At 69.9% G+C, this 7,640-nt stretch carries 7 protein-coding genes; 1 reads left to right on the forward strand and 6 read right to left on the reverse strand.

What is annotated here, in order from left to right; translation table 11 throughout:
* Window positions 1-32: 32 nt before the first annotated feature.
* The 6 genes from recN to MOQ72_RS35940 all read right to left on the reverse strand — a co-directional run bounded on the left by recN (window position 33) and on the right by MOQ72_RS35940 (window position 6,130).
* On the reverse strand, window positions 33-1,829 hold the full coding sequence (recN, locus tag MOQ72_RS35915) for a DNA repair protein RecN (protein ID WP_242190291.1): 1,797 nt from the start codon (window positions 1,827-1,829) through the stop codon (window positions 33-35).
* Between the two features lie 216 nt (window positions 1,830-2,045).
* On the reverse strand, window positions 2,046-2,942 hold the full coding sequence (locus tag MOQ72_RS35920) for an NAD kinase (RefSeq protein WP_242190292.1): 897 nt from the start codon (window positions 2,940-2,942) through the stop codon (window positions 2,046-2,048).
* Between the two features lie 131 nt (window positions 2,943-3,073).
* Entirely contained in the window at window positions 3,074-3,913 is an 840-nt protein-coding gene (locus tag MOQ72_RS35925) for a TlyA family RNA methyltransferase (protein ID WP_308198040.1), read from the reverse strand.
* A 5-nt stretch (window positions 3,914-3,918) separates the two neighbouring features.
* A complete protein-coding gene (locus MOQ72_RS35930) occupies window positions 3,919-4,149 on the reverse strand; it encodes a hypothetical protein (RefSeq protein WP_372495617.1) in 231 nt (76 codons plus the stop codon).
* 95 nt (window positions 4,150-4,244) lie between these two features.
* Entirely contained in the window at window positions 4,245-5,255 is a 1,011-nt protein-coding gene (locus tag MOQ72_RS35935) for an HAD-IIA family hydrolase (RefSeq protein WP_242190294.1), read from the reverse strand.
* Window positions 5,252-6,130, reverse strand: coding sequence for a tetratricopeptide repeat protein (locus MOQ72_RS35940; protein WP_242190295.1), 879 nt, complete (start codon window positions 6,128-6,130; stop codon window positions 5,252-5,254). Before MOQ72_RS35940 ends, MOQ72_RS35935 begins: the two co-directional genes overlap by 4 nt.
* Window positions 6,131-6,229: 99 nt before the next feature.
* Between MOQ72_RS35940 and MOQ72_RS35945 the strand changes: the two genes are divergently transcribed.
* The gene (locus MOQ72_RS35945) at window positions 6,230-7,345 is read left to right on the forward strand and encodes a hypothetical protein (RefSeq protein WP_242190296.1); all 1,116 of its coding nucleotides are present in this window, start codon (window positions 6,230-6,232) and stop codon (window positions 7,343-7,345) included.
* Window positions 7,346-7,640 lie beyond the last annotated feature (295 nt).

Here is a 7,640-nt window from a genome sequence, read left to right on the forward strand (position 1 = left end):
CCGCTCGCGCCAAATCGGTTGGACCGAAAGGCCTACTTCTTGCTGTGCCCCGCTTTTCCGCGCCGCCGGAACCGCGCCTGGGCCAACTTGTACGCCGTGGCGGTGTTCAGCAGCTCCTCCGCGTGGGCCCGGCCGGTCTCCGTCGAGTCGAGCCCGGCCAACATCCGCGCCAGTTCGACCACCCGCCGTTCGTCGGCGACCACCCGCACATCGCTGCGCGTCAGCCCACCGTCGGCAGCTCCCTTGTCCACCACCAGGTGGCGATCGGCGTACGCGGCGACCTGCGGCAGGTGCGTGACCACCACGACCTGGTGGGTCCGAGCCAGCCGGGCCAGCCGCCGCCCGATCTCCACCGCCGCCCGACCACCGACCCCGGCGTCGACCTCGTCGAACACCAGCGTGGGCACCGTGTCGGCATCGGCGAGCACGACCTCCAGCGCCAGCATCACGCGGGACAGCTCGCCGCCTGACGCGCCCTTGTGGATCGGCAGCGCGGGAGCGCCGGAATGCGCGATCAACTGCAACTCGACCTCGTCGACGCCATCCGGCCCGGCATGCACCGTCTTGCCTCGCACCGACAACGCGGACGGGTCGCCGGTGTCGGTCTCCTTCGCCTGGACGACGACTTCGAGCCGAGCTTGCGGCATGGCCAGCCCGTCCAGCTCCTCCGACACCGCCGCGGCGAGCCCGACCGCAGCCTCTTCCCGCGCCGCGGACAACGCAGCCGCGTGTTCGGCCAGTTCCACCGCGAGTTCATCGCGCCGCGCGGCCAAGGCCGCCAGCGCCTCCTCCGAAGTGTCCATTCCGGACAGACGGGTGCGCGCATCTTCGGCCCAGGCCAGCACGCCGTCGACGTCCGCGGCGTACTTCTTCGTCAACTGCTTGAGTTCGGCTTGCCGGGCCAGCACCTGCTCCAGCCGGGCCGGGTCGGCGTCCAACCGGTCCAGGTACCCGCCGAGCTCACCGCCCACGTCGGCCAACACCGCGACGGCCTCCGCCACCCGCGGCTCCAACTCCCGCAGCACCGGGTCCTCAGCGGCCGAGAGACGCCGCCGGGCCTCTCCGATCAGGCCGATCGCGCCCGGCGAATCCGGATCGCCGTCGGCCGCTCCGGTCAACGCCAAGTGCGCCCCGGTGGCGATCTCCCGGAGCTGGTCGACGTCCGCGAGTCGACGGGCCTCGTCGACCAAAGCCACGTCCTCGCCCTGTTCCGGGGCGACGGCCTCGATTTCGGCCAAGCCGTGCCGGAGCAGTTCCGCTTCCCTGGCCAGTTCCCGCGAGCGCTCGGTGCGTTCGGTGAGCTCCCGGACCGCATCAGCCCACTCCGCGCGAACCCGCTGGTAGTCGCCGAGCACGTGCAGCACCGGTTCCCCGGCGAAGCGGTCCAGCACCGCGCGCTGCTCGCCAGGGCGCAACAACCGGAGCTGATCGTTCTGGCCGTGCACCGCCAGCACTTGGTCGGCCAGCTCGGACAACACCGCGTTGGGCACCGAACGGCCACCGAGATGCGCTCGCGAACGCCCGTCGGCGGTCACGGTCCGCAGCGCGATCAGACTTCCGTCGTCGTCGGGTTCGGCCCCGGCATCGGCGGCGACCTTGGCCGCCGGTGAGTCGATCGTGGTCTGGAACCGGCCCTCCACGACGGCACGCTGCGCACCGGAGCGGACCCGCGACGCATCGGCTCGACCACCGCCGAGCAGGTGCAGCCCGGTGACCACCATCGTCTTCCCGGCGCCGGTCTCACCGGTAACCACGGTCAGACCAGCGTGCAATGCGAGCGTGGCGTCGTCGATGACGCCCAGTCCCTGGATGCGCATCTCCGCCAACACATCAACACCCTAGCGGCACAACCCGACCAGCGGAGCCCCGCTGGGGTGATCAGCACAAGCTTGAGATCCGCGGCTGTTCGCACAACCGATCCCGTGGCACAGACCCAGATGTCGCCCAAGACCCGGTCCTCGCTTGTTCCACATTCCGCTGCGGGCCTCTGAGGTTCCGCTACCCGCACCGCCACGAAAGCCACTCCGCGCACTCTCTAAGCGCGGTCAACAGATGGTGGCGGGACCGCGCCAGCCTTGCACCGGTAGCTCGAACTTGCGCACCAGGCGATCGGTGAACGCGGTGTCGTGCAACCGGACCAGCCGCAGCGGGGTGTCCCCGGCGGTCACCTCGACCCGCGCGCCCGGCGGCAGGTCGAAATGCCGTTGCCCGTCGCAGCACAGCACCGCGTGGTGGCCGTGCTGGTCGATCTCCAGCGCGACCAGCGACTCCCGCGACACCACCAGCGGGCGGGCGAAAAGCGCATGCGCGTTGCTCGGCACGACCAACAACGCCTGCACCTCCGGCCACACCACCGGGCCGCCCGCTGAGAAAGCGTAGGCAGTGGAACCGGTCGGGGTGGAGCACAGCACGCCGTCGCACCCGAACGCCGAAACCGGGTGGCCGTCGACCTCCACGACCACGTCGAGAATCCGCTCCCGGCTGCTCTTCTCGACGCTGGCCTCGTTGAGCGCCCAGGTGTTGCCCAGCACCTCGCCATCGAGCTTCATGGCGATCTCGATGGTCATCCGTTCCTCGACGTGGTACCGCGACTCGACGACCGCGGCCAACGCCTCGTCGAGCGCATCGGAATCGGCCCCGGCCAGGAAACCCACCCGACCGAGGTTCACGCCGAAAACCGGCACATCCGCGAGCCGCGCGAGCTCAGCGGCGCGCAACAGCGTGCCATCCCCGCCGAGGACCAGGACGAGTTCCGTACCGGCCGCGGCCTGCGGACCGGGTGCCACCACCTGGCTGTAGCAGTCCGGGCTGAGTTCCGGCGCCTCCTCGGCGAGCACCCGCACCCGCAGGCCCGCGCCGACGAGTTGTCCGGCGACCTTCTCGGCGGTGCGCAAGTTGTGCTGCCTGCCGGTGTGCACCACCAGCAGCACCTCTCGGGTCAACTCCTACTCCTTCGACGTTCCTTCGGCGGCGTCGCCGCCCGCGGTGTGGGACCGCCGCGGATCTCGCAGCCGAGGCGGGATCCGAGGCTCCGCTGAGCGACGGCCCACGCAGACCACTTTAGAAACAATCTTCACCGGTGCGAGGTCTTGACCGCAGTCTGCGGCCCTCGTCGAACCGCGTCCACCACCAGCGCCTCCGCAGCCGCATCATCGATGGCCGCGCCCGGACGCAGCCAGGCGAAGTACTCGACGTTGCCGGACGGACCTGGCAGCGGACTGGCCACGACACCACGCAGGCCCAGCCCGTCCTCAGCGGCGAACCGCACGACCTCCAGGACCGCTTCGGCCCGCAACTGCGGATCTCGCACCACGCCACCTGAGCCTAACCGCTGTTTGCCCACCTCGAACTGCGGCTTGATCATCGGCACCAGATCGGCGTCCGGGGTGGCGCAGGCGACCAGCGCGGGCAGCACGAGCTTCAGCGAGATGAACGACAGGTCGGCCACCACCAGGTCCACTTCGCCGCCGATGTCCTCCGGGGTCAGCGACCGCACGTTCGTCCGATCGTGGATCTTGACCCGGTCGTCGGTCTGCAACTTCCAATCGAGCTGGCCGTACCCGACATCGACGGCCACCACCTGGCGCGCGCCGCGACGCAGCAGCACGTCGGTGAATCCGCCGGTCGACGCTCCCGCGTCCAAGCAGCGCCGGTCGGCCACGGACAGCCCGTCGGGCTCGAACGCCTCCAGCGCACCCACCAGCTTGTGCGCGCCGCGCGACGCCCAACCTGGGTCGTCGATGTCTTCGGCGACCACCACCGGCGCATCGATTTCGATCGCGGTGGCGGACTTGCGGGCCACCATGCCGCGCACGCTCACCCGACCCGCGGCGACCAACTCGGTGGCGTGCTCTCGGGATCGGGCGAGGCCGCGACGAACCAGTTCGGCATCCAACCGCGACTTGCGTGGCACTCCCGTCAACTCCTGTGCGCGCTCGTTGCGGAGAGGAGGTTGTCGGCCTTCGAAAGCGCATCGGTGAGCGCCGCGTGCACCGCCTCGAACCGTTCGACGTGCTCTGCGACAGGCAACTCCCGAACGTCGTCGAGTTCGGCCACCGCCGCCGTGATGGCGTCGATCGCCGGTTGACCGTCATCGGCCGGGCGCACCAGCATCGCGGGATTCGGTGCCTGCTGCCACGGAGAGGTCATCCGTTCCTGCTCCCCTCGATCACGCCGCGACCGCTGTGCGGCGACATGTCCACGCTAGCCGAACGCCCGGACGGCGCCACCACGACATGCGCCGGTCAGAGCAGCCTCAACTGTCGCAGCACGTCTCGCGCGGGCTCGTCCGCACCCTGCACCGCGACTGCTCCTGACTCGGCAGACCACCAAGCGACGCACAGCGCGCGAAGGGCGGAAAGCGCATCCCCTGGTTGTTCTCCGGCCTGGGCGGACAGTTCCAGCGACTTGGTGTCCACTCGGACCTGCCACGCTGGCTGCGCACCGATCGCGACCTGGGCGGGTGACTGGTGCAGTCCCCGCAGATCGGCGGCGACGTAGTCGGGCCGCATGTCGGCGGTCGCTTCGAGCAGTTCCCGAGCCGTGCTGACGCCGGTGAGCACCATCAGCGACGGCATTTCGGCCTTCACCGCACCCGCTATGTCGGTGTCGAGCCGGTCGCCCACCATCAGCGGTGCGGCGGCCCCGGCCGAGGCGACCGCCCGGTCCAGCAGCGGGCGCTCCGGCTTGCCCGCCACCAACGGGTCCTGGTCGGTCGCGGCTCGCAACGCCTCGACCAGCGCACCGTTTCCGGGCACCTCACCGCGCTCGGTCGGCAGGGTGCGGTCGCCGTTGCACGCCACCCACAGCGCACCGGCGCGAATCGCCAGGCAGGCTTCCACGAGGTCGCGGTAAGTCGTCTCGGTGGAAATCCCCTGCACCACCGCGGCCGGGTCGGCGGCGAAGTCCCGAACCGGCACCAACCCCACTTTGTCCACTTCGGACTCCAGCGCGGCGGTACCGACCACCAGCACCTTCGACCCGGCGGGCAACTTCGCGGCCAGCACCGCGGCACCGGCCTGAGCGCTCGTGCTGACCTCGGTCGGCTCCGCGTGCAACCCGAGACCGATCAGGTGGTCGGCGACCGCCTGATCCGGCTTCGACGCGTTGTTGGTGACGTAGCGGACTGGGACCTCCCGCCGGTGCACCTCCCGGATCGCTTCCAGCGCACCGGGAACGAGTTCACCACCGCGGAACACCGTGCCGTCGAGGTCGAACAGCACGACATCATGACCATCCAGCAACGTGCCGGTCACTGCGCTCGTGCTCCTCCTGCGTTGTCCGCATCGCCGTCGGTGTTCTCCGGAGCAGCCGTCTGCTCTTCCGACCGCTCCGCGGTCTCGTCCGTCCCGGCCTCTTCAGGCTCCGCACCGTCTTCTTCGGCATCGTCGCGCTCGTCGTCGAAATCGTCGTCGACCAAGGCGGCTTCGTCGTCGAAGTCGTCGTCGGCTTCGGCAGCCGCTTCGGCTTCGGTGACTAGTTCCTCGACCACATCCGGACCGCCCAACTGCGCGGCCAGCTCTTCGAGACGATCGGCAGCGTCCGTCTCGTCATCGTCATCTGCGTGCGCGGCGTGCACGAACCAGGTGAAGGCATCCCGTTCGCGCCCGGCGGCCAGCAGATTGTCCGCGTATGCGTAGAACAGGCGCGCGCTCCACGGCTCCTGGCGTCGCGGGTCGAGCTCCGCAATCTGCAGGCTCACCACCGAGGCATCGATCTCGCCCAGGTCTCGGCGGGCACCCGCAGCGACGATGCGCAGCTCGACCGCGTCCTCCTGGTCGAGCTGGCTGGCCTCCTCGCTGCGGCTGAGCTCCACCGCGCGTTCTGGCCGCCCCATCGCCCGCTCGCAATCGGCCATGATCGCCAGGTGGCCGGGTCCGCCAGCCATGCGCCGGACGGCCCGCAGCTCGGCGAGCGCCTCGTTCCACTCGCCCGCCAGGTAGGCGCTAAGACCGTTGGCTTCCCGGATCGAGGGAATGCGGGGGGCGCGTTGCCGCGCGTAGCGGGCGTGCTCCAGGGCCTGCTCCGGCTCCGAGTCGATCAGCTGACCGGCCGCGATCAGGTGCAGCGCGACCTTGTCGGCCAATCCCTTGGGCAAGGTGAGCAGTTCGCGCCGGATTTCGATGTCCAACTCCGAGGGCTCCAGGCCCTCGGGCAGCTCGGGTTCCCGCTTCTGCGCCGACTCGGCGACCGCGTCGTCACGAGATTCCGGCTTTGGCGAGTCCTGCCGGTGGCCGCTGTGATCCCGCCGAGCCCCACCCCGGCGGTCGCCGGCGCGGTCGTTCCGATCCGGGCGACCGCCCCGGTCCCGGTCGAACCGGTCATCCCGGCGGGGTCGGTCGTCACGGCGGGGTCGGTCATCCCGGCGCGGCCGATCGTCACGGCGGGGTCGGTCGTCAGGCCGTCGGTCGTCTCGGCGATCACCGCGCGACCGGTCGTCACGGCCCCGGTCCTCGAATCGAGGCTTGCCCTGCCGGTCGTCGCGACGCCCGTAGCTACCGCGCCGATCTTCGCGGAAGCCACCGCGTCCCCGGTCATCACGCCGATCCTCGCGGTTGTCCCGGCGGAAGTCGCCACGGTCCCGATCGTCGCGACGGAAATCATCGCGGCGCGGCCGGTCATCGCGACGGAAATCGCCGCGTCCCCGATCATCACGCCCGCGATCATCACGGCGGAAATCGCCACGCCCGCGATCATCACGGCGGAAGTCACCACGCCCACGATCATCACGCCCACGATCGTCACGGCGGAAATCGCCACGCCCACGATCATCACGACCGCGATCGTCGCGACGGAAATCGCCACGCCCACGATCATCACGCCCACGATCGTCACGGCGGAAATCGCCACGGCGCGGCCGGTCATCGCGACGGAAATCGCCGCGTCCCCGATCATCACGCCTGCGGTCGTCGCGGCGGAAACCACCGCGGTCATCCTTGCGATCGTCGAAGCCACGACCCCGGTTGTCCTGCGAGTCGTATCGGCGGGGCCGGTCATCACGGCGGTAGCCGCCGCGGTCATCCCGGTAGCCGCCGGACCGGCGGTCCTGGCCGCTCTGCCCGCGAGATCGGTCACGGCCGAAGTTGTCGCGACCACCCCGGTCTTCCCGGAAGTCGCGGTTGTTGCGACCATCGCGGTTGTTGCGGTCGTCGCGATCATCGCGGGAGCCGCGGTTGTCGCGGTCGCCGAACCGGCGCGAGCCACCGCCACCGGCACGGTCTCGGCGAGGACCGCCCGAACCGCGGCGATCGAAGTTTCCACGGCCGCCTTGGCCGCCTCGGCCGGTACCGGCCCCGCGGCGAGGACCGCCGCGCTTGTCATCGGAACCGGACACCGAACCTCCTGAAGCAGAAATACGAAAAAACTGAAGTCCCCCAAGCGTAGTCCCACCTGGAGGCAGGGCGCGGCAGTGGCCGCCCTGATGTGAGCAGGGGCAACTCGTGTGGGGCGTGATGTGCTCGCCCATCCCGCACGATGATGTTGAGCATGCGAAAAAGGGCCGACCGGAAAGCTCCATCCACGAACGGACAGAACCTTCCCAGCCGACCCTCTTTCTGAATGTATTGTGTCGGTGGTGTCTTACTCTCCCACACCCTGGCGGGTGCAGTACCATCAGCGCTGGGGAGCTTAGCTACCGGGTT

The sequence above is a fragment of the Saccharopolyspora soli genome, assembly GCF_022678645.1.
Classification (GTDB): Bacteria; Actinomycetota; Actinomycetes; order Mycobacteriales; family Pseudonocardiaceae; genus Saccharopolyspora; species Saccharopolyspora soli.